Consider the following 22,265-nt stretch of genomic DNA (forward strand, 5'->3'; position numbering starts at 1 on the left):
ATTCGGTATTAGCAGACCTTTCGATCTGTTGTCCCCATCTTAAGGGTAGGTTGTCTACGCGTTACTCACCCGTTCGCCACTAAGAATTATTGCTAATTCTCCGTTCGACTTGCATGTGTTAGGCACGCCGCCAGCGTTCGTCCTGAGCCAGGATCAAACTCTCCAATAAATTTATTATTAGAAAGCCCAAAAGGCTCAATAATTATTTTTCTTAAATTAAGAAATTGTTTTTGGAGCGGAAAACGAGATTCGAACTCGCGACCCCCGCCTTGGCAAGGCGATGCTCTACCACTGAGCTATTTCCGCGTTCCATTCATGTTTGTGCTATGAATAGCACCGCACATCTGGCATTTATTACATCTACATTGTTTAGTTTTCAGAGAACACTTTATGTTGCGCTGTGTTGCCTTAGCAACCCTGCGACATTTATATATGTTACCAGGTTTCAAAATCATTGTCAACATCTTTTTTTGAATTTTTAAATTCTTTATTTATAAGAACTTAACATGATTATATCTATCTGATTTTTCTTTGTATATATAACGTCGTCGTTCAGCGACCTTTATTATTATAGATGCATCTTCTTATTATGTCAACACTTTTTCTGAATTTATTCAAAAAAAATTATATATTAAAAAATGCACATACGATATGCTGTAGTATGTGCATTTCTCTGGAATTTATTTAGTTAATTTCAAATAACCAGCTCGACGTAAGATTGGTATAATTCGTATTGCTGTCAAAGCAATTATAATACTTTGTAAAAGATCAAACGTGATATATGGAACAAAACCTACCATCAAGGACGTCATCAGTGTCATTTCTTTATGTAAATAGAAATTGACCATCATATAAAGATATCCAACGCCCAATAAATAAATCAACATTAAACCAGCTATAATGCTTGCAAATACCGGCCAAAATTTAATTTCCGCACTACGATCCACAAACTTTCCTACTATATAAGTGCAACCTGCAAATCCAATTAAATATCCAAACGTGGGCTGTAGTACATATGCAGGTCCGCCACCATTTGCAAAAATCGGAATACCAATCAATCCAATAAATAGATATAAGAACTGTGAATATAAGCCATGTTTTGCACCAAGTAATAAACCCGCATAAGTGCAAAATAAAAATTGTAAAGTGAACGGCACAATAGGTGTTGGAATTTTTATAAATGCACCAATTGCAGTTAGTGCAGCAAATAAAGAAATCAATGTCATTTCTTTTACTGTTAATTTCATTGTAACTGATACCTCCATATTCAATGACTTCTAGAAAAATTCTAAACCTTAAGTACAGGTTTGTCAACTTCATATAAACAACCGGTTAACTATAGATTTATAAAAAGTACAGCTATCTTTATCAGAGCTGTACTTTTTATCAAACACTATTTTTTTTGCGGTTGCCTCATCGGCTATATTACAGTACTCTTTTGGCACCGTAGAATCGCTGTACGAAATAATTGTCATTCATATCACCAATCGCCACTACGCCCTTAGAAAAAGATGTATGGATAAATTGACTATTGCCAATGTAAATTCCTACATGCGATGCACCGGGTTCATAGGTTGTAAAATACACCAGATCCCCCGGCTGAAGCGCTGCTGTTGAAATTGTTCTTCCTTCTAAGAACTGCAAATCGGCAGTGCGCGGCAATGGAATGCCTGCTTTTTGATAAACATACTGCACCAAACCGGAACAATCAAACCCACTATTAGGTGAAGCGCCGCCCCAGACAACCGGTTGACCAATCAGTTCATTTGCAAAAGCTAAAATTTGTGCTGCCCGACTATCTGGTAAAGAAACCAGTCGGGCGTTGATTTGTGCTTCATCGACAATGGGCATAACAGCACTTGCCTGGATAGAATCCATAGATTGCAGAAGCTGGCTATACCCAGAGGTTGAAGCAGAGGCTTCAACGAATGATGTTCCATGAATGAGTGTTCCTGTTAGTATCGTAATCAAAATCCAAGGCTTCATCAATTGCTCCTTCTTTACTATCCATCATATGCGGTATATTTTTTTCCGTAGTCTTTACAAATTGTATTGTGCATTTCAAAATTACAACTCCCACTATAAATTTATTTTTTCATTTTATATTGCTACTGATTTTATGATCCATGATGTTTAATCGATTGCACTGCTGTGTTTACTTCTTCTTTACGATCACGCCATTTATTCCAAACTAAATAAATACATGGTAATACGATAAGTGTCAAAATCGTTGATGTAACCAATCCGCCCACCACAACTGTAGCCATAGGACGCTGTACTTCGGCGCCAGTCCCACTTGCGAAGATTAACGGGAACAAGCCTAGACTAGCAACCAATGCCGTGATGATTACAGGACGCAACCGCGTATGTGCGCCTTCAATGATTGCTTCTTCCAACGATTTATGATCTCGTAAATGTTTAATATACGTTACCATGATTACACCGTTTTGCACTGCAATTCCAAAGAGAGCAATAAAGCCCACCGCTGCGGCGACTGTCAAATAAGTGCCCGTAACATACATAGCAACAATTCCCCCAACTAAAGAGAATGGGATATTCAATAAAATGACGATAGAATCACTGGCTGATTTAAATGTCATATACAATAAGAAGAAGGTTAATACAACGACTGCCGGTACCACAATTGCTAATCGGTCTTTCGCTCGTTGCTGATTCTCATACTGTCCTGTCCATTTTATAGAATATCCAGGCGGCAATTCGACCTTCTCTTTTATTACCTTATTGGCTTCGTCAACAAAACTAACGACGTCGCGTCCTTTGGTGTTCATTTGCACACTCATTCGATAAACACCATTTTCACTACTAATCATTGAAGGACCATCTACGATTTGAAATTGTGCGACTTCACCTAATGGTACATATGCACCACTTGCTGGTTTTGCTGCTGAAGCTGCTGGCGCAGCGCCCATACCAGCCCCCATCCCGCCAGTGCTTTGTGATGAAGAAAGTCCACCGGTTACTGGAATAAGGATGTTTTGCATAGCATTAATAGATTCTCGATTTTCACGGTTATAACGCACTAAGACATCAAACCGTTTGCGATCTTCGATCGTAGTTGTAGCAGATTTACCTCCGATAGCCAGCTCAATGGCATCTTCTACATCAGCAACATTCAGTCCATAGCGAGCTATTTTATCTCGATTCATTTGAATTTCAAGATAGGATGCACCAAATACTCGCTCAGCCAGCAAATCGCTGACGCCTGGTACGGTGCTTAACGCCTTCTCAATTTCAAAGGCTTTTTGCTGCAAAATCTTAAGATCTTCACCATAAAGTTTGATCCCAAGCTCCGTTCGAACCCCGGTAGTGAGCATAGACAATCGTCCGGAAATAGGTTGCGTAAATGCTAAATTCAAGCCAGGAATACTCCCAAGTTTTGTTTTCATTTCCTGTTCGATCATTTCTTTCGTCATTCCCGCTCTCCATTGCTCTTTCGGTTTTAACGTGACAATAGTTTCAATCATACTAATCGGTGCCGGATCCATCGCAGATTCGGCTCGTCCCACTTTACCTACCGACATATCCACTTCCGGAATCTCCATAATGACTTTGTCCATAGTTTTAGCTGATTCCAGAGCCTCTGTTAAAGAAACACTCGGCAGCATAGTCGGCATAACTAGAAATGTACCTTCGTCTAATTCAGGCATAAAGGTAGTTCCAATGCGTGTCAATAAGGAAAAGCCTGCAAGCATAATAAAGACCGCGACTATAATCGTACTTTTATAATGCTTCATAACCGTTCTTAAGATCGGCACATACCATTGATGCATCTTAGCAACGATCCACGTATCTTTTTCTTGAACTTTTCCCTTTAGTAACAAGGTGCATAGTACAGGTACAAGCGTAAACGCTAAGAGTAAAGAGCCCGCCATAGCAAAAGATTTTGCCCAGGCCATTGGCGTATATAATTTTCCTTCTGTACCAGTCATCGTAAACACCGGTAAAAAAGTAACAATAATGATGGTAATAGAGAAGAATATTGGTGCGGCCACTTCTTTGGCTGCTTCGAGTGTCACATCAATAATATTTCGTCGTCCATGATCTTCCGCTAAATGTCTAAAAATATTCTCTACCATAACAATGGCCGCATCTGTCATAACTCCAATTCCAATCGCAATTCCACCAAGTGACATTAAATTGGCTGATAAATGGATTTGTTTCATGGCGATTAATGCAATTAAGATGCCGATCGGAATTGCACTTGTTACGACAATACTAGAGCGAACGTTCCCCAAGAAGATAACAACGATAACAGATACTAAAATAAATTCTTCAATTAATGCCCGTGTTAAAGTATTCACTGCCTTTTTTACTAACTCAGTTTGATCATAAAATGGTACAATGCGCATACCTTCCGGCAATGTTTTTTGAATTTCAGCTGTTTTAATTTTGACTTGATCAATTACATCCAACGTATTTTCTCCCATACGCTGAATCACAATTCCGCCCGCTGCTTCATAGCCGGATTTAGTCAATACACCCCGACGAAAATCTGGACCAGTGCTTACACTCGCTAAATCTTTGATATAAATGGGTACATTATTATTTTGGGTAACAACAATATTTTTAATATCATCAATGGATTGAATAAGACCCAAGCCACGAATAATAAATTCTTGACCGTTTTGCTCAACAACTTTGGCACCAACGTTGGCATTGTTACTGCTAAGTGCTCCAAATACCTGATTAAAAGTGACACGGTAGTTTTGTAATAAGTGCGGATCCAGATTGATTTGGTATTGCATCACATAGCCGCCGATACTGGCAACTTCAGCTACTCCATCTACGGCACTTAACTGCGGTTTTATGGTGAAATCTTCAATGGTGCGCAGTTCTGCCAGATTATGACGGTCACTTTCCAAGGTGTACATAAAAACCTGTCCCATCGGTGTGCTGACCGGTCCTAAGGAAGGTTGTACGCCACGAGGCAGCCTTGGAATCGCCTGCTGCACCTTTTCATTCACAATTTGGCGCGCAAAATAAGGATCAACGCCATCTTCAAAAATTACCGTAATAAGCGACATTCCGAAAGACGAAGATGAACGTACTTCTTTAACCTTCGCTAAACCTCTCAAAGCAGTTTCCAGCGGATAGGTAACCTGATCTTGAATTTCTTGTGGTCCGCGGCCCATCCAGTCGGCTGAAACAAGCACCTGATTTTCACTTAAATCAGGATACGCATCAATAGAGGTGTCTCGTACTGTAAAGGCGCCCCAAGCAATCACCAGTACAGTAGCTACCAAAATAATCATACGATTTTTCACAGAAAACTCGATTAATCTATTTAACATACTGTTCCTCCTTACTGTCCACCATGATTACTGTGTTCATTTCCAACAGCAGTAGAAGGTGTTGACATAGGTTCTGCCTGCTTCGCGTTTTCTCCACCATCATGTCCGCCGTGTCCAGCATGACTGCCAAAATTGCCAAGTTTAGTTTGTGAGTCAATAAGGAAAGTCGCAGCAGTCACCACCGTTTCACCCGGTTGCAGTCCGGACAAGATTTGAACATCCCCCTCTGCCTCTTTGCCGACAACTACATCGCGCTTCACAAAAGTATCCTCACTTTGGGCAACAAAAACAATTGTGCGATCACCAGTATCAAGGATACTAGATTCCGGGATGGCGATACTTTCTCCCAATGGTATTTGTATGTCAGCATTTACAAACATATTTGGCTTTAACTTTCCACTGTCATTTATCATATTGACTCTCACTTTGACTGTTCTTGTGGCATCATCAAGGATAGGGTTGATAAAGCTCACTTGTCCATTAAAAGTTTCGCCCGGATACGCTCCGTTCGTTACTACAACCGGTTGTCCGATCTGAATATCGGCTAAATCTTTTTCGTAGATGTCCACATACATCCAAACTGTAGATAAATCAGATAAACTATATAGTTTTTCACCTGGCATAATATAGGCGCCCGGCAATAAAAGTTTTTCTAAAACAGTGCCGCCGAACTGTGCGTAAACGGTCATATTATCATTTGCCTGTCCAGTCTGTTCTAACTGATAAATCTGATCTTCGGATACACCTAACAATTGCAGTTTCCGCCGTGCCGACTCCAACAATTGATTGTTGATTTGCACTACATCTTTACCGGCATTTTTGAGTTTTTCTACACTACGCATCGCTAACAGATATTCTTCTTGCGCTGCTATATAAGTGGGACTATATACTGAGGCAATCGCCTGTCCTGCTGCAATCACATCTCCCTCAGCAGCCACATATAATTGATCAATTCTACCTTCGACTCTGGAGGTAATATAAGTTCTTCCAGTCTCGTTCATCGCAATCTTACCGGTAGTTTTTATGTTTTTAATCAGAGGTTTCATTGCAACTTGTACCGTCTGCACCCCTGCTAACTGTCTGGCTTTTGCATCTAGTGTTACGGTATCGCCCATCGCCATCACAGAACTACCGCTCATTTGATGTCCGGAGTGGTCCATCATCGCCGCAGGCTGTTGCTGTCTATAAGCGTAATATCCTGCTGAACCAGCAACTAATACACCAGCAGTGACACCGATAATCAGCTTCTTTTTTCTTGAAAGTTCTTTTATCATGCTACATGTTTCCTCCATTCAGATCATTTATCATGGCTTTACCCCGCCGTCAAACAGTGGCTTTCCTACTGATTTTTCTATATTTGCTACAGCTTTTTCATAATCTACATGTGCTTTATAATAATCCGCCTTCGCATTTTGCAAGGCATTCAGGCTATCTAAAATTGCCATAAAATCAACCTTTCCATTGGTATACCCGACGACACCCGCCTGATAACTTTGTTCCGCTTGAGGAATCACTGTATCTTTATATAACTTGATACGACGCCATGCAGATTGTGCTTCGGTCAACGCCATTTGCAGATCTAATTCACTCATATTTCTCATATTATTTAAAGAAGCTTGAGCGGCATCAAAATTGGCAGTGGCCGCTTTAACCTCTCCGGCATTTTTATCTTGCCAGATTGGCAGCATAATCATGACACCAACTTGCCACGTATCGGGCTGCGCCCCCATTCCGTCTGATTTTCTTTGTTTGTAGGAAAGATTAAACTGATAATCCGGTAATTGCTGTTTTTCGGCTAATTCTATACCGTTTTTCGCCATTTTGACTTGGCTTTCCATACTCATTACCGAAGGCTTCGATTCTTGCGCCTCTTTTTGTAAATCAGCAAAGTTAAAGTTAGGATCTGGTGCAGTGAATTGTTCTTGTACCGTCAAGATTGTATCCGCCGACCGCCCCATTAAAGTATTTAAACTCGCTTTGGCGACTGCTTCCATCGAAGTCATATTTAATAAATCCGTGGTCATTTTGGAAAATTCGGTTTGTGCCTTTAGCGTATCTTGCATAGACACCATCCCTGTAGCGTAATTGACTTGGGCAATCTGGGCAAGCTGTCCCATAAGTTGTTGGCTCTCCTTCCCGATTTCTAGTGCTTTACTCGCATAGAGCAAGTCATAATAAGCTGCTTTCGTCGATGTATAGATTTCCATTCGTTTGTCTTGATAATTTGCTTTGGCCATCTCTGCATCGCTACCGGCCATTTTCCCCATAGCCTTACGTTTAGCGGGGTTCATAATATCCTGCGTTAGACTATATTCAGTCATCATACCATCAAATGGATTTAGGCTATCTTTAGGAATATCGTCTTTCATAATTCCAAGTTGAGGATTTTCTAAAGCTGTCGCCAATGTAATACGCGCTTGTTTTTCCTCCCAACGTTTCTGACTCTCTATCACGGATGGATTGTTTTCTAATGCGGTATCGATAGTCTCTTGCAGTGTCATTGTCTCTTGGTTTTCGGCCGCCATAGCAGAAGGCATTGCCATCCAGACGGCCAAAACGCCTGTCAATACGAGCGCTTTTGATGTTAAATATTTTGTCGTCTTTAACATTTCTTCTCTCCTTTTTAGTGAACAAACTCCCTTGTTACAGATCTCTGTATTATATATATTTACTACTATACAGACCTAATTTGAAGAAACGATGAAGATATTTCGAATAAGTTATGAATTTTATCTAGTTTTCTATCTTCATACAATAAATAAGGCTCTTCCGATTGGAAGAGCCTTATTTATTGTATCTGCTATTGTATTTGATGATGTGCTGCGTGGTCATTTGTACTGCTTTGCGCCTGATCAGTTGATTGTTCCTGTTGTCCTTCAGCAGCAAATGCTGTCGTCATTAGAGGTGTAGCGGCAGAGCCTGCTATTATACTTCCCATGATCATAGCAAAAACAATACGTGTTATTTTTTTCCTCATGCGATTCATCCTTCCATCGTCTATTTTCTACTTATATATCTGAACAGCCCGTTTTACTTTTTTTACTTCATTTAGGTTCGCTTCTTTATACCTCTTCACCACGTATAATTAGTAAAACTTTGACTGATGTTATTTGGTTTCATATTCGCTTGTCGACTCTTTCTTCTTATGTAGCATCCCTTTCATCATCAATATATGCAATAACGGACAGAGTAAAAATACTAAATAATTGGCGGCCCCGGTATAACCACTTATATTGAAAAGCAACAGTATACCAATTGGCGCTAAACAGCAAGCGAGCATCATGAGCAAGTGTTTCAATCCCCTGCCGTTCTCTTGCTGCTGTGTCGCATGATTTTCCTTCTGATTATGTTGTGGCGTTTTCTTACAACATTCCATTCTTTTTTCCTCCTTCATTACGATTGGACATCATACAGTGCGCCGCAAAATTCGTCATTCCAGCGTCAATTGTAAAATTTTCAAAGAAATGACACCCCCGCATAGAATTCTGTATTTTATCCTGATGCCGCTGTCGTCTTATCATCTTTTATGCTACTAGGCTCCTCTGTAACAGGAAACTTTATTTGTATTTATCATACCAAGCTGTTGTGAAGATATGATGAAAATCCGTTGAAGAACTCATGCGTTTTTTATCATAGACCACCGCTTCATTCTACTCATAAAAAAACAGCGAATAAACTGCAGTCATTTTACAATTCCTGCTCATTTTATTCGCTGCTTTCATTTAAATTAACGCTATTACTTTACCGTCTTTTCAATGGGTAATAGCACTTGAAAAATACTTCCGGCGTCAACGTTGCTGTCAACCGTGACTTTTCCTCCGTGATTTTCCACTAATTGTTTGACAATCGCCAATCCAATTCCCGATCCACCGCTTTTGCGATCACGGGATTTATCCCCTCGATAGAAATGATCAAAAACATACGGCAAATCTTCGTGAGAAATTCCTTGCCCGTTATCTTGAATAGAGATTTTTAGCCACGATTGGCCGTTCTCCATTAAAACTGCCGTAGATACTAAAATGCGCCCTTGAATCGGAGAATAACGAATTGCATTGACTAAAATATTATAAAAAACCTGATTCATCCGATCTGCATCGACTGATATCTCTGGCAAATCGTCCATTAGATCACATTCTATGGGAATCTGCTTCTCATCTGAGAGAGGTTTAAGCATTATAATCGTCCGTGCGATCAACTGATTCATATCTGTTGGAACTTTCTCCAAAGCCAACTGTCGAACCTCCGCCAAAGATAAATCTCGCAAATCTTTGATTAAACGATTTAAACGTACCGCCTCTTCATGAAGCGAACTTAATTGTTCTTTACTGGTTTCAATGACACCATCCATCATTCCTTCTAAGTTTCCCTGGATGACAGCCAATGGGGTTCTGAGTTCGTGGGCAATATTTGCCAAGAGCTGCCGTCTAAGTTTCGTATTTGTCTCTAAAGTTTGTGACATCCGATTAAATATAACGACTAAATTGCCTACTTCATCATTGGTTTCCGTTATGACAGTTTGCCCCAAGTTGCCTTTTTCAAGTTCTTCTGCGGCATGACCTAATTTACGAAGTGGAATTGTAATACTGCGTGCAAGAGCATAACTGGCTGCTAAGCCGATTGCCATAATGCCAATGCCTACCCAAATTAAAGATTGATGCACAGAAGCGAGAAACGTTTCCTCTAAAGGCCCCATGACAACTGTCATTTCCGATGAATTTGCAGCTTGCCCCATAATTCCGTGGTTCATTCCCATATGTTGTACAACTAAATATTCCTGAAACAAACCAGACATTTGTTCATTTGCTAAATAAATCAGCAAAAAAACAGTAATCGCAATAGATAAAAACATTAACCCAGTAATACGATAAACAATACTATTCATTTTTATCACCAACAAATTTATAACCGATCCCATATACCGTGATGATATATTGCGGTTCTTTTGGATTTAACTCCAATTTACGACGTAAGTTTTTTATATGCGCGTCAATCGTTCTTTCATATCCTTCAAAAGTATACCCTTGCGTTTGTTCGACGATTTGCAAACGGCTAAATACCTTTCCTGCATTACCTGCCAGTAGTTCCAAAAGTTTAAATTCTGTAGGAGTTAATTCCAGGATCTGCTCTTTGCGTGTTACTTGATAACGTTCTAAATCTATCGTAAGATCGCCAGATTTTATCATGCTGACTTGGGTCAAATTTTTATAAGTTCGGCGCAAAATTACTTTTGCTCTCGCAACGACTTCCTTGGGGCTGAAAGGTTTGCTGACATAATCATCCGCACCGATTTCAAGGCCAATCAATCGATCACTTTCTTCATCTCTCGCTGTCAGCATAATAATCGGAATATCATTATCACGTCGAATTCGCCGACATACTTCCCAGCCATCAAGTCCTGGCAGCATTAAATCAAGAATCATAATATCTGGTTTTCTTTGCTTGACTTCCTGCATTGCAGCTAAACCATCGTTGGCTGTATAGGTAATAAATCCATCTTTTTCAAAATAGGTTTTCAGCAGCTGCACTAATTTTATATCATCATCAACAATTAATACCGAATATTGTGCCATCAATATCATCCTTTCACAGATCGTGCTATTTTATAGTTCTTGCTTCAGCAATTTTATCCTTCTACCAATAAGATTTTCAAATTTTTATTGCTTATACTAAGCAATAAAGCGACCCTTTCTTTTGAAAGTGTCGCTTTAAATAAAATTTTACGAAAATTACATCTTATGCTGCATATGTTGCATTTGTTGTCCGGTTTCAGTTGGATTCCATCCCATAATCGTTGGGTCGACCATACCAAAAACCATAGCGATGTGCGTCACAACAAGAAATACAGCTAAAATAATGAAATGAAGTTTCATTTTTTCACTTTCTGATTTATTTTTGAAAATCAGGCCAAGGTCGATTAAGGCAATCGTGAACAATGGAATTACACCACTGAGATACGCACCTACTGCAAGTATATCCGCCGGTCCACGCCATACAATATTAGGAACAACCGTAGTCGTAAGATTGATAAAAATGCCTAAAAAATAGAAACCTAAAACAATACCCAAGAATCTATTCCAAGTTTTCCATGCTCCTGGATTAGAGTTACGCGAAAATATTGTAAAAAGCTCGGTGATCGTAAGAGCTTCTGCTAATGCTACCGGAATTACCATATACATAATAAGATTCCATGGCTGATTGGTCGCCAATAATTCCATATAATGTGTCATAACCATATTCTAAATCTCCTCCTATATCAGCCTCAATACAAATTTTTCAACTTGTATTGAGGCTGCACAATGCTTCGATCCTAAACTAACTAAAAATTTTTGTGATTCTCATTTTCCCTAACGTGCATTCTTTTCAGATTGCATCATATCAATCATGATTCGCTTCATTTCCGGATCATTTGCCATCATGTCTTTCATCATTGTTCTCATATTGTTTTGCATTTCCGGACTCGCCATCATTTCCCCACAGTTCGTTTGCTCCTGCTGCGTCATCTGTGTCTGTTTTGCTGGTGTAGTTTCAGCTTCCGCTGCACTACTAACTCCATACGATATTCCTAATACAGACGCTGTGATCAAGCCGCCAACGATCCATGCTGTAAATTTATTTTTCATAAACGCTCACGCTCCTTTTATTTCAGCTAAGATTTTATTTTCATCACTTAACTTGTTTTTATCTTACCAATAAAATGTGAAGAACCTGTGAAGAACTTGTGAAGAAACTCTGCTTTTTTGGCAGGCAAATACCGCTTTGCCGCCCAGTTTTTTCTAATTAAATCCGCTTTTATCTAAAACGTAAAATGAGCACATCCTCAAACAGTTCTAAACTGCAGAAAATGTGCTCATCCATAGGATCGATCATTTTATCCTTATTTTATTTCTCTTGCCAAACGCATCCCATTGAGTGTTACTAAAATTGAAGCGCCTGTATCTGCCAGCACAGCCAGCCATAAGTTTACAAAACCAAAGAAAGTACCAATTACAAATAACAGTTTAATCGCTAACGAAAAACTTACATTTTGCTTAATAATATCAATCGTTTTTCGACTAAGGTTCATGACATACGCTAATTTACTCAAGTCATCAGACATAAGTGCAATATCCGCTGTCTCCAACGCCGTATCCGACCCTGCTACCCCCATAGCGATACCAACAGAAGCCGTAGCCAAAGCCGGGGCATCGTTGACGCCATCGCCAATCATAGCTACACTGCCATATTGTTCTGCCATTTTTTTCACAGCAGTTACCTTATCCTCTGGCAGCAATTCACTATAAAAATCATCGATATGAAGTTTTTCCGCAATCGTTGCAGCGACTTTTTTATTGTCCCCGGTTAGCATTGCCAATTTATGCACACCCGCAGAACGTAAGGCAGCTAAAGCCTCTGCGCTATTGCTCCGTAACGTATCGGAAACAGCAATCATCCCCATGATTTGCTCTTTTGTACCGATCAACATCACTGTCTTACCTTGCTGTTCCAATTGCAATAATTGCGCTTCATAAGCAGAAATAGAGAGTCCAAGTTCTTCAAATAAACGATGATTTCCAACATAAATGGTTTTTCCATCTACATCACCTTGCGCACCTTTACCGACAAGTGCTTTAAATTGTGTAGATGCTTGCCAAGCTTTAGCACCTACTTCATCAACTATAGCTTTTGCCAATGGATGCTCTGACCATTTTTCCACTGCAGCTGCCAAAGTTAATACTTCCTCCTTAGACAGACTAGAGAACGTGACTACATCAGTTACCCGAGGTTTGCCAATCGTCAGTGTGCCTGTTTTATCAAAGGCTACAGATTGAATGCGCCCCATGTTCTCCAAATGCGCTCCGCCTTTAATCAGTACACCATGACGTGAAGCATTTCCAATCGCAGACACAATAGAAACGGGCGTTGAAATCACTAAAGCACAAGGGCAAGAAATAACCAATAATACAAGTGCCCTATAAAACCAAACATCAAACGGCTGATTGAATACCATGGAAGGAATAAACATCAAGCCTAGCGATATAAGAATAACAGCCGGGGTATAATATTTAGCAAATACATCTACAAACTGCTGCATAGGCGCTTTTTCCGCTTGGGCTTCTTCAACCATATGCATAATTTTTGCCAGCGTAGAATCCGCCGCTAATTTTGTTACGGTAATTTCCAACGCCCCCTGTTCATTGACTGTTCCCGCATATACTACATCGCCAGTTTGCTTTTCCACCGGCATGGATTCCCCTGTGATTGGAGCTTGATTTACCGTAGAAATACCACTCAGCACATTGCCATCCATCGCAATTCGTTCACCCGGTTTCACAATGATGACATCACCTACAGAAATTTCTTCTACCGCTAATCTCACTACTTCACCATTTCGCCTTACAAATGCTTCTCTAGGCGCCAGTTCCATTAGCGCACGGATTGATGAACGCGTTTTATCTAAAGTGTAAGCTTGCAAAGCATTTCCTAATGAAAACAGAAATACAACAGTCGCCCCTTCACTCCATTCTCCGATCGCCACCGCACCAATCGCTGCAATCGTCATAAGAAAATTCATATCCATTGTCAAACTTTTTAAACCAAACAAACCACTTCTTGCCACATGATACCCACCGGAAACCATGGCTGTTAAATATAAGACAATACAGATAGTTTCATTGATTCCAAGCCATTCTAACACCATCGCGATCGATAAAAATATCCCGGATGCAATTGTCGCCAAAGTTCTTGGTTTACGCCACCAAACGCTAGATGTCTGCACACCTGCTATAGCACTCTGACCATCTTCAACTGCCTGATAACCAGCTTGCTCTACAGCTTTGATAATGTCAGCATTGGTTAAAGTATGCTCAACTGTTAATTTTCCTGCACCAAAGTTTACCGTAGCAGTCCGTACACCTGATAAAGCTGCTATTTTTTTCTCTAATTTTGCTGCACAATCACCACAATCCATGCCTTCAATTCTAAATACAGAGATATCCTGGTTTGTTGCTATTTCTCTACCTGTTTGCGGCATCACCGCACTATAGCCAAAACCGCTGACCGTTTTTGTAATCTGCTCTACGCCCAAAATCGTTTTATCATACACAATTTTCAACTTCGCCGTTGCAAAATTCACCTGTGCTTCGTTTACGCCAGCAAGTTTTTTTAGTCCCTTCTCCAATTTGGCCGCACAATCAGCACAATCAAGACCTTCTATAGCAAACGTAGCATTGATAAAGTTATCCCCTTCTGGGGCTATGACCTCTTTCTCATTATCAATAGTTTCATGAGAATTATGGCAGCAGCCGCAATGGCATGCCTCATGTTTCGTTGTCATTCCACTCATCTCCTTGTCTAAACCAGTATCTATTATTTTGTTAAACTACCTATATAATATTCAACCAACCTTCAGATTTGCTTCAAAGCAAATTGCAATGACCATATAATGGATATTGCCACCCCTATTGCCGTACAACAATACCTGTTCAGCATTTACATATTCTCCTCGCCTCACACGTTTGACCTATTACAGGATTGAAATTCATCTTGAATACGGTCAAAATTACAATATATATTTGGGCTAAACTTCATCCCTTAACATATGATTATATGTTCATATGTATATAGTAATAGACCACAAATAGTTTTGTCAAGTCTTTTATTTCATAAAAATAATGTTGGAGCAAGCATCGATGTTCGCTTACCCCAACATTATGAATTCGAATTCTGTTGTACTTCTTAATCGTATAAAGTTTCAAATCATGCAGATTCGGCTATTCTTCATACCATAGTTATTCGGTCTTATCATTTACCACTTTTCTCACTAATACACGCGTTACTCTCATATTATCCACTTCTTCAATTACAAACATGTAATCAGCGTAATCAACTTCTTGCCCAATACGCGGCGGCATTTCCACGCGGGATGACATCCAGCCGCCAAATGTATCAACATGCGAAGCCTCCAGATCCAACGCAAACACTTCATTGATTTCCCCAAGCAGCAGCCGTCCATCTACTGAATGAAGCGCATCATCTCGCAACTCAATCGCAGGACGCTCTTCATCAAACTCATCTTGAATTTCACCAACGATTTCTTCCAAAATATCTTCGACCGTGACCAGTCCAGCCGTACCGCCGTATTCATCAATAACAATCGCAATTTGCACGCGCTTCTTTTGCATTAATTTTAACAATTTACTGATTGGCATCGTTTCCGGTACAGCCAAAATCTCTCGTACCATTGTCCGTAATTCACGCACTTCACCTTTGGCCAGCACCGCCATAAAATCCTTGATATGCACAAAGCCGATAATGGTATCTTTGTCCGGATCGCAAACCGGATAGCGAGTAAGCTGTTCATCTAAAGCCTTTTCCATATTAACAGCAAACGAATCCTCCACATAAAGACAAACCATGTCGGTACGCGGAATCATAACCTCGTTTACATGTCGTTCAGCAAAGTCAAAAATATTATCTACATAAGTCAGCTCTGTATGATTGATAAATCCCTGTTGATGACTTTCTTCCATCAAAATCCGGATTTCTTCCTCTGTATGCGCTGCCTCATGTTCACCGACCACTTCAATCCCTACTGCCCGCAAAATTCTGTTGGCAATACTATTTAAGATCCAAATGATCGGAAACATTAACTTGTAAAACGCAATAAGCGGTACTGCTGTCCATATCGTTACGCTGTCCGCCTTTTGAATAGCTAACGATTTTGGAGCCAATTCACCGAGAATAATATGCAGTGCCGTAATAATTGAAAAAGCAACAGCAACAGCAACGGTATGAATCATTGCTTCTGATAAACCGAACTCTACCAATATCGGTCCTATCAACAACGCAATTGCTGGTTCCCCAATCCAGCCAAGCCCCAGAGATGCCAGCGTAATCCCCAGCTGACAAGCCGATAAATAGGCATCTAAATTATCCACCAATCGTTTCGCGTATTTTGCCTGCATATGCCCTTCCTGCAGCAAAGTATCAATACGCGTACTGCGTACCTTAACCATCGCAAATTCTGCGGCAACAAAGAAACCATTTAATAAAACTAGAAAAATAACTAGAAATAGATTCCACAAAATAGACACTGGGTCCAATAAATCCCGATTCACCTAACTTTAGGTAAAATCGGTTCACCTCCTCTTGTAAGTCGAATAAACTATCTTAAAATTTCCCTATATCTCAATCATGTATAAATTGTTATCCTAAAAACTCGATATATATTTCTCGAGAAACAAAAGTATCGTAGTTCCTCTATATTAGGATAGCAACCTTACATTAATTTACCATTAGACCAAGATTAAAATTAAATTAGAATCGTTGATTTCTTTTATACTGAAAAACGCCATGTGTATAACTAGCAATATTCAACTTTTCTACAACAATCCTATCTTAATATGCCTACTGCAAAGGAATATATACCGTTCGCTATACGTAACTTTCGTTTAGCCATAGGATGTAACTGCCGCAAAATTTCACTGCTTTGTTCCTGCACCTTCTATTCATTCATCCTATTCTTCACTGCCTTTCGCCGCCTCCACCACCAACTCCCTAAATAGATGCCTATGATTACCAAAATCACCAAGGAAAGTCTAACTAAATTCTGCTCATAGGTAATAAGATCATGCCCAATCACGACCTCTAAAGTCACAGCTGGAAATTTTCCAATCATCGTTGCCAACACATAGTCTCGGAAACGAATGCTGCTCAACGCCCCCAACGCCGTAATAATTCCCGATGGGAAATATGGCAGCGACCGTGCTGCCAACATCATCTTAAAACCATTGGCTCCACTAAAGGTATCAATTTTTTGCAGATACTTGCTATTGGCGATTAATCGCTCCGCTGTTTGTCGTAAAAAACGGCGCATCAGCCAAAAGCTGATGATTACCCCTATACATTCCGCCAACCAAGATATGATCACGCCGGGAAGCAGACCGAATACTACCCCATTCGCAGCAGAGATAAAAATAGTCGGCAAAAAACCTAACACATTAATGAATACATCAATTAAAATGCTGACGATCATGGCCCATATACCATAAGACCGTAATATATCGACAATCGCTTGAATATCGCCACTAGTTAAAAGATATCCTATCTGCAGATAAAGATCCGGATTAAACCAGTGAAGGGCACCCAACACAACAACGAGCAACGTGCCCACTCCAAGTTTGATATAGGTTTCTGCCTGTAAACATTTATATTTATCATTCATGGCACACACCTCAGCTCTATAAATAATCGATTTTCAGGTCAAGACCTGCAACCGACAGAAACTTACTGACATTATACTCTTTTAGCATAAACAGATAACATTACATCCTTATTAGAAGAAGATTAAAATTGAATTAAAAATGCTGCTAGATAGAGAAAAAATAAATTTAGATATAGTACAATACATATATAAACAATTTTTTAGGAGGTCCCGCATGAAAACAGAGACTATCCTTATCGTTGAAGATGAGTGGAAAATTGCCCGCTTCATGCAAATGGAACTGGCTCATGAAGGTTACCACACTGAGATTGAAACAAATGGCCGCCGTGCATTAGATCGCATTATACAAGAAAATTTCAGTCTGATACTTTTAGATATTATGCTGCCAGAAATGGATGGCGTAGAAATTTGCCGGCGTGTACGGCTGGTTTCTGACATTCCAATTATTATGGTCACCGCGAAAGACGATATCCAAGATAAAGTCCATGGACTCGACACTGGTGCTGATGACTATTTAACCAAACCCTTTGCTATTCAGGAATTGCTTGCCCGCACGAGGGCTGCCCTGCGCAAACATACGAAATCTCAACAAAAAGTAGATGAACTTCGTTTAAAAAACATTGTATTGTTTCCCAGCCGTTATGAAATACAAGTCGACAAACAAACTGTAGAATTAACAAAAAAAGAATATGATCTCTTGGAATATCTTATCCGCAACAAACATGTCGTATTGGATCGTGAACAAATTCTCCAGAAAGTCTGGGGATATGATTATACCGGTGACACCAACGTTGTCGATGTCTATGTACGCTATCTGCGCAGCAAGCTAGACGAGCGCTTCCAAGAAAAGTACATTCACACAATTCGGGGAGTCGGCTATGTTGTTAAAGAATAAACAATTATCCATATCGATAAAATTAACACTTTTATACGCCGCAATGTTGTTTTTCATTTTATTATTGACCAATGTACTGACTGTGGTTGGTCTATACCATGTCTTATATACCCAAGCAAGCACTGATATCGCCAGCAGTGCAAAACAGCTGCAACAACACTTAGATGAAGGCAATCCCGTGGATCAAACCCTTTTAGCTGAAAACCTACTCGTGCCAAATGTAATTTTAAAAATACTCGATGAACAACAGCATTTAGTCGTAGACAGTGCCCCCGATCTTTCCAGCAGTACCGAACCTCTTGGAAAAGAAGTCACCGCACAGGATCTGCTCGAATTTTTCTTAACACAAAGTACCAATCTCCGTCTTGTCTATATTGGGAATACTTATTATTATGATGCTGCTTATACCATTCAGCAAAATGACCATGTCTATCAACTTCATCTGCTAACGGCCTTGACTGAACAAACGCATTTTTTGAAAACCTTAACCAAAATTCTTAGCGCGACCAATCTAATCGGCTTGCTGATTGCGATCCTTTCCGGCACTTTCATCAGCCGCAAAATTCTGCATCCCTTGCGCAATATCACTGCCACCGCCCAAGAAATTCAGGTAGACGACTTGGGAAAACGCATTCCTGTTAGTCATAGCGGTGACGAATTCGATGAACTGGCAAAAACTTTCAATCATATGCTTACTCGCCTTCAAACAGGTTTTAAGCAACAGCAACGTTTTGTCGCCGATGCCTCACATGAACTCAGAACACCGATTACTGTCATCAGCGGCTATGTCAATATGCTGGATCGCTGGGGCAAACAAGAGCCGCAGGTCTTAGAAGAAGGATTGGATGCAATCAAGTCGGAAGCCGCCAATATGAACAATCTGATTGAAAAACTTTTGTATCTTGCCAGAGCCGATCAAGGCAAGCAACACCTCCAAAAAACTGAATTAGAATTTGCTCCTTTTCTTGAAAACATTTTTCAAGAAACCCGCATGATCGCTTCCCAGCACCGCGTTATCCTCGCTGCCAATGCACCCGTCATCATCACGGCTGATGAATCTTCAATCAAACAAATGCTTCGCATTTTCATTGAAAACAGCATCAAATATACACCGCCCGGAGGTACCATCACCCTTGCTTCACAGCAAAATGGACAATTTCTCGAAATTACCATTGCCGACACAGGTATTGGTATCCCTTATGAAGACCAACCTAAAATTTTTGATCGCTTTTACCGAGTCGATAAATCTCGTTCCAAAACTACAGGCGGCAACGGATTAGGCTTATCCATCGCCCGTTGGATCGCCGACCAGCACGACTGCCATATTATCGTAACCAGTACGCCAAACAAAGGTACAAGCATTACGCTGCAACTTTGCAGACAAATTATAAATAACTAAGAGGCTGGCAATCATGAAGGAAATCTTCATAATTGCCAGCCTCTAAAAATATAGTAACATCTATTCGGCATAATACCTGATTACACACTCCCTAAACTTAATAGCGGCCTTGGATAAATATCGAATAACGCATCACAACGTTTCCGAGTACAAGGATTCCACTTGTAAATTGCTTCCGCGTTCTTTTCCATTTCTTACAGAATCAGCACTTGACAAATCGTTAACCTAGTGTACAATATGATCATAGAGAATGAGACATGATATTTTAATAACGATATGAGGTTAAAACAATGGCGGAACAAAGAAAAAAAATGTTAGAATCCATGTTCAGATTGTCAAAGAAATTTTTGGAGACAATGAACAAACCAAAAAAATTTGGCACAGATAAACTGTTATACTCCTCAGAAATTCACACGCTCGAAATGATTGGTAAACATCCAGGCATAACCGTAACCGAACTAGCAGATCGACAAGGTATTTCCAAAAGTGCCCTGCCAAAAATCATTTATAAACTTATCCAAAAAGATTTGATCTATCGCTATCAAGAAGTCGGCAATAAAAAAAATATTCTTTTGAAATTGACCGACAAAGGCCGGATTGCTGTTCAACATCACTTCGAATTTCACGAAATCTTTGACAGCGGCATTATGAAAAAAATTAACGCATTAACGCCGGAAGAATATTTGTTTCTTAACGATATCGTGCAAAATCTTGAACAGTATATTGACCAAGTGGAGCAACAGGAATAAAAAATTCGCTTTATAGCTTCCCCTGTTAGACGATTAAAATACTGGTATGCTTAGCAACAAAAACCGGTAAATAAACCTTCTCCATCAGCATTCTTATTACTTTCCATTATTGTTCACCTAGTTAACGTTATTAGGGAAATAAACTTTCTTTATTAAAAGCTCTTTCAATATGACTTTCCCAAAGACTTAGAAGCCAAGCATGCATTTCACTATGCTTAAATGCCGGGCTACAACATTCATTTTCTCTTAACCAAAACCAATCTAGAGAAAGGAGGGTTTACTAGTGAATACTTCTGAATTACGGAAAAAACTCGATGGCAGATATAAATTAACCCGGCAGAGGGAGTTTATTTATCACATTCTTAGCAGTTACACAAGCCACCATCTTAGTGCCGAAGATATCTATAAAATTGTCCATGAACAATATCCAGAAATCGGCTTGGCTACCATCTACCGTACCCTGGAATTGTTCAGTACTTTGGCCGTTGTGCAAAAGCTCGATTTGGGCGATGGATGTCAGCGTTATGAACTGTACCCACTCCACCATCATCACCTGATTTGCAATGCCTGCGGCAAGGTTATTGAAGCCAGAGGGAAGCTTGCGGATACTGCTATGGATGCTGCTATAGATGATATGACAGATTTTTCAGTTCTGAATTATCAATTATATATATATATGGATATTGTAGGGATTGCCAAGTCAATCGAGACCACGCGAGTCTTCCCAAGTCCCCTCATCAGAATACGCTGTCACGTAGCAAGGTTGTCTAATCACATTTCTTTGTCCATCCATTTTTATTGCCTAGAGTAAAGCCAATCGTTCACCTGGTGTACAATATGATCACAAATAATCCCCCTTACTTTTTATTAAAAGCAACGATCCATCTGTATAACTACTATATATATCTGATTACAGTTAAAAATGTGATACTTCAGCAACAAGGATATCCTTTGCGAAAGTATGCGATCGACATCCTTATTTTTTAAGTTATCGTTCACCTGGTTAATCTTTTTATAAATTTCTGCCCCCTCCCCAGGCTTCTCTGACAATGATTTATCTTTTATTTGCAGATCAATTGAGATTTCTTAATATGCTTTTTGCTATGGTTGGTCTGCAATCAATCTTATTCTACTTACTTTACTAAAGGAGGAAGCTTCCTGTGCCACAGCATGAAAACATGCGCCAGCAAATCTTAATGATAGCCCTGACTGCATTTAATCAGTATGGAAACGCCCTAACGATGGACCAATTGACAGGTGGCCTGTCTGCCTGTCCCAATAGCCTGCATCCCTATTTTAACAACAAAACAGAATTAATCCGACAGTTAGTTAGTTTCACATTAACCAGAATTAGGAAACCAACTTTTTCATTAGCTCCTCTTTCCCTTACCGAGGAACTATGGGAGTTACTCGCTACATACCGTGAATTACTCACCGTTTTCAGTCATATTGCCCTACTTGATTTAAAACTGCATTCCCCTGAGGAATGGGGCAACCTCATGGAACTACGCGAGAGCCAATGGAAAAGAATTGCAGCCGCCATTAATTCGGGCATCGCCAGCGGGCAACTGCGCCCTGTCGATACCAAGCTAGTGCAAATAATGACTGACGGAATGCTTCTCGACCCCTTTCGTCAGGTGCCCCTCTCTCTAGCTGAGTTATTGGATATGCTGTTGTTTGGCATTGCCCGGCGAGCACCATAAATTCT

20 protein-coding genes and 1 tRNA gene are annotated in these 22,265 nt (G+C 40.0%); 5 read left to right on the forward strand and 16 right to left on the reverse strand.

Annotated elements, in window-relative coordinates; genetic code table 11:
• Positions 1 to 231: 231 nt before the first annotated feature.
• The 16 genes from BN6559_RS05525 to BN6559_RS05590 form a co-directional block, all read right to left on the reverse strand.
• Positions 232 to 306: transfer RNA gene (locus BN6559_RS05525), tRNA-Gly, on the reverse strand.
• A gap of 374 nt (positions 307 to 680) precedes the next feature.
• Positions 681 to 1,247: a biotin transporter BioY gene (locus BN6559_RS05530; RefSeq protein ID WP_110953791.1), complete on the reverse strand. Its 567-nt coding sequence runs from the start codon at positions 1,245 to 1,247 to the stop codon at positions 681 to 683.
• A 178-nt stretch (positions 1,248 to 1,425) separates the two neighbouring features.
• Entirely contained in the window at positions 1,426 to 1,986 is a 561-nt protein-coding gene (locus BN6559_RS05535; RefSeq protein WP_110953792.1) for a C40 family peptidase, read from the reverse strand.
• Between the two features lie 131 nt (positions 1,987 to 2,117).
• Entirely contained in the window at positions 2,118 to 5,312 is a 3,195-nt protein-coding gene (locus BN6559_RS05540; protein WP_110953793.1) for an efflux RND transporter permease subunit, read from the reverse strand.
• A gap of 11 nt (positions 5,313 to 5,323) precedes the next feature.
• The gene (locus BN6559_RS05545) at positions 5,324 to 6,586 is read right to left on the reverse strand and encodes an efflux RND transporter periplasmic adaptor subunit (RefSeq protein WP_110953794.1); all 1,263 of its coding nucleotides are present in this window, start codon (positions 6,584 to 6,586) and stop codon (positions 5,324 to 5,326) included.
• A gap of 30 nt (positions 6,587 to 6,616) precedes the next feature.
• Positions 6,617 to 7,921, reverse strand: a complete 1,305-nt coding sequence (locus BN6559_RS05550) for a TolC family protein (RefSeq protein WP_110953795.1) — start codon at positions 7,919 to 7,921, stop codon at positions 6,617 to 6,619.
• A 191-nt stretch (positions 7,922 to 8,112) separates the two neighbouring features.
• On the reverse strand, positions 8,113 to 8,289 hold the full coding sequence (locus tag BN6559_RS19200) for a hypothetical protein (protein ID WP_199883768.1): 177 nt from the start codon (positions 8,287 to 8,289) through the stop codon (positions 8,113 to 8,115).
• A 129-nt stretch (positions 8,290 to 8,418) separates the two neighbouring features.
• The gene (locus BN6559_RS05555) at positions 8,419 to 8,688 is read right to left on the reverse strand and encodes a DUF2933 domain-containing protein (protein ID WP_199883769.1); all 270 of its coding nucleotides are present in this window, start codon (positions 8,686 to 8,688) and stop codon (positions 8,419 to 8,421) included.
• Positions 8,675 to 8,833: a hypothetical protein gene (locus BN6559_RS19205; protein WP_199883770.1), complete on the reverse strand. Its 159-nt coding sequence runs from the start codon at positions 8,831 to 8,833 to the stop codon at positions 8,675 to 8,677. The genes BN6559_RS05555 and BN6559_RS19205 overlap by 14 nt, the downstream gene beginning before the upstream one ends.
• Positions 8,834 to 9,048: 215 nt before the next feature.
• On the reverse strand, positions 9,049 to 10,194 hold the full coding sequence (locus tag BN6559_RS05560) for a sensor histidine kinase (RefSeq protein ID WP_110953797.1): 1,146 nt from the start codon (positions 10,192 to 10,194) through the stop codon (positions 9,049 to 9,051).
• Positions 10,187 to 10,882 carry a response regulator transcription factor gene (locus tag BN6559_RS05565; protein ID WP_110953798.1) on the reverse strand — a complete coding sequence of 232 codons (696 nt, stop codon included), beginning with the start codon at positions 10,880 to 10,882 and terminating at the stop codon, positions 10,187 to 10,189. The genes BN6559_RS05560 and BN6559_RS05565 overlap by 8 nt, the downstream gene beginning before the upstream one ends.
• Before the next feature lie 156 nt (positions 10,883 to 11,038).
• Positions 11,039 to 11,545 carry a DUF6803 family protein gene (locus BN6559_RS05570; protein WP_110953799.1) on the reverse strand — a complete coding sequence of 169 codons (507 nt, stop codon included), beginning with the start codon at positions 11,543 to 11,545 and terminating at the stop codon, positions 11,039 to 11,041.
• 111 nt (positions 11,546 to 11,656) lie between these two features.
• A complete protein-coding gene (locus tag BN6559_RS05575; RefSeq protein WP_110953800.1) occupies positions 11,657 to 11,932 on the reverse strand; it encodes a hypothetical protein in 276 nt (91 codons plus the stop codon).
• A 254-nt stretch (positions 11,933 to 12,186) separates the two neighbouring features.
• Positions 12,187 to 14,625, reverse strand: coding sequence for a heavy metal translocating P-type ATPase (locus BN6559_RS05580; RefSeq protein WP_199883771.1), 2,439 nt, complete (start codon positions 14,623 to 14,625; stop codon positions 12,187 to 12,189).
• A 454-nt stretch (positions 14,626 to 15,079) separates the two neighbouring features.
• Positions 15,080 to 16,393, reverse strand: coding sequence for a hemolysin family protein (locus BN6559_RS05585; protein WP_110956281.1), 1,314 nt, complete (start codon positions 16,391 to 16,393; stop codon positions 15,080 to 15,082).
• A 401-nt stretch (positions 16,394 to 16,794) separates the two neighbouring features.
• Complete coding sequence (locus BN6559_RS05590) at positions 16,795 to 17,514, reverse strand: TVP38/TMEM64 family protein (RefSeq protein WP_110953802.1); 720 nt, start codon at positions 17,512 to 17,514, stop codon at positions 16,795 to 16,797.
• Between the two features lie 214 nt (positions 17,515 to 17,728).
• Between BN6559_RS05590 and BN6559_RS05595 the strand changes: the two genes are divergently transcribed.
• From BN6559_RS05595 to BN6559_RS05615, 5 genes are all read left to right on the forward strand, one after another.
• Entirely contained in the window at positions 17,729 to 18,409 is a 681-nt protein-coding gene (locus tag BN6559_RS05595) for a response regulator transcription factor (RefSeq protein WP_110953803.1), read from the forward strand.
• Positions 18,393 to 19,808, forward strand: coding sequence for a sensor histidine kinase (locus BN6559_RS05600; RefSeq protein ID WP_110953804.1), 1,416 nt, complete (start codon positions 18,393 to 18,395; stop codon positions 19,806 to 19,808). The genes BN6559_RS05595 and BN6559_RS05600 overlap by 17 nt, the downstream gene beginning before the upstream one ends.
• Positions 19,809 to 20,098: 290 nt before the next feature.
• Positions 20,099 to 20,557 carry a MarR family transcriptional regulator gene (locus BN6559_RS05605; RefSeq protein WP_110953805.1) on the forward strand — a complete coding sequence of 153 codons (459 nt, stop codon included), beginning with the start codon at positions 20,099 to 20,101 and terminating at the stop codon, positions 20,555 to 20,557.
• A 283-nt stretch (positions 20,558 to 20,840) separates the two neighbouring features.
• The gene (locus BN6559_RS05610) at positions 20,841 to 21,368 is read left to right on the forward strand and encodes a Fur family transcriptional regulator (RefSeq protein WP_199883773.1); all 528 of its coding nucleotides are present in this window, start codon (positions 20,841 to 20,843) and stop codon (positions 21,366 to 21,368) included.
• A gap of 349 nt (positions 21,369 to 21,717) precedes the next feature.
• Positions 21,718 to 22,260, forward strand: a complete 543-nt coding sequence (locus BN6559_RS05615) for a TetR/AcrR family transcriptional regulator (RefSeq protein ID WP_110953806.1) — start codon at positions 21,718 to 21,720, stop codon at positions 22,258 to 22,260.
• Positions 22,261 to 22,265: the final 5 nt, after the last annotated feature.

The organism is Massilibacillus massiliensis (assembly GCF_900086705.1).
Lineage (GTDB): Bacteria > Bacillota > Negativicutes > FLKF01 > FLKF01 > Massilibacillus > Massilibacillus massiliensis.

What these genes read in the sequence shown, in the direction of transcription:
- BN6559_RS05605 (WP_110953805.1), top strand. Translation starts at nt 20,099, where the DNA reads ATGGCGGAACAAAGAAAAAAAATGTTAGAATCCATGTTCAGATTGTCA.
- BN6559_RS05575 (WP_110953800.1), bottom strand. Translation starts at nt 11,932, where the DNA reads ATGAAAAATAAATTTACAGCATGGATCGTTGGCGGCTTGATCACAGCG.
- BN6559_RS05530 (WP_110953791.1), bottom strand. Translation starts at nt 1,247, where the DNA reads ATGAAATTAACAGTAAAAGAAATGACATTGATTTCTTTATTTGCTGCA.
- BN6559_RS05540 (WP_110953793.1), bottom strand. Translation starts at nt 5,312, where the DNA reads ATGTTAAATAGATTAATCGAGTTTTCTGTGAAAAATCGTATGATTATT.
- BN6559_RS19205 (WP_199883770.1), bottom strand. Translation starts at nt 8,833, where the DNA reads ATGATAAGACGACAGCGGCATCAGGATAAAATACAGAATTCTATGCGG.
- BN6559_RS05550 (WP_110953795.1), bottom strand. Translation starts at nt 7,921, where the DNA reads ATGTTAAAGACGACAAAATATTTAACATCAAAAGCGCTCGTATTGACA.
- BN6559_RS05555 (WP_199883769.1), bottom strand. Translation starts at nt 8,688, where the DNA reads ATGGAATGTTGTAAGAAAACGCCACAACATAATCAGAAGGAAAATCAT.
- BN6559_RS05600 (WP_110953804.1), top strand. Translation starts at nt 18,393, where the DNA reads ATGTTGTTAAAGAATAAACAATTATCCATATCGATAAAATTAACACTT.
- BN6559_RS19200 (WP_199883768.1), bottom strand. Translation starts at nt 8,289, where the DNA reads ATGAGGAAAAAAATAACACGTATTGTTTTTGCTATGATCATGGGAAGT.
- BN6559_RS05570 (WP_110953799.1), bottom strand. Translation starts at nt 11,545, where the DNA reads ATGGTTATGACACATTATATGGAATTATTGGCGACCAATCAGCCATGG.
- BN6559_RS05560 (WP_110953797.1), bottom strand. Translation starts at nt 10,194, where the DNA reads ATGAATAGTATTGTTTATCGTATTACTGGGTTAATGTTTTTATCTATT.
- BN6559_RS05545 (WP_110953794.1), bottom strand. Translation starts at nt 6,586, where the DNA reads ATGATAAAAGAACTTTCAAGAAAAAAGAAGCTGATTATCGGTGTCACT.
- BN6559_RS05590 (WP_110953802.1), bottom strand. Translation starts at nt 17,514, where the DNA reads ATGAATGATAAATATAAATGTTTACAGGCAGAAACCTATATCAAACTT.
- BN6559_RS05535 (WP_110953792.1), bottom strand. Translation starts at nt 1,986, where the DNA reads ATGAAGCCTTGGATTTTGATTACGATACTAACAGGAACACTCATTCAT.
- BN6559_RS05595 (WP_110953803.1), top strand. Translation starts at nt 17,729, where the DNA reads ATGAAAACAGAGACTATCCTTATCGTTGAAGATGAGTGGAAAATTGCC.
- BN6559_RS05565 (WP_110953798.1), bottom strand. Translation starts at nt 10,882, where the DNA reads ATGGCACAATATTCGGTATTAATTGTTGATGATGATATAAAATTAGTG.
- BN6559_RS05580 (WP_199883771.1), bottom strand. Translation starts at nt 14,625, where the DNA reads ATGACAACGAAACATGAGGCATGCCATTGCGGCTGCTGCCATAATTCT.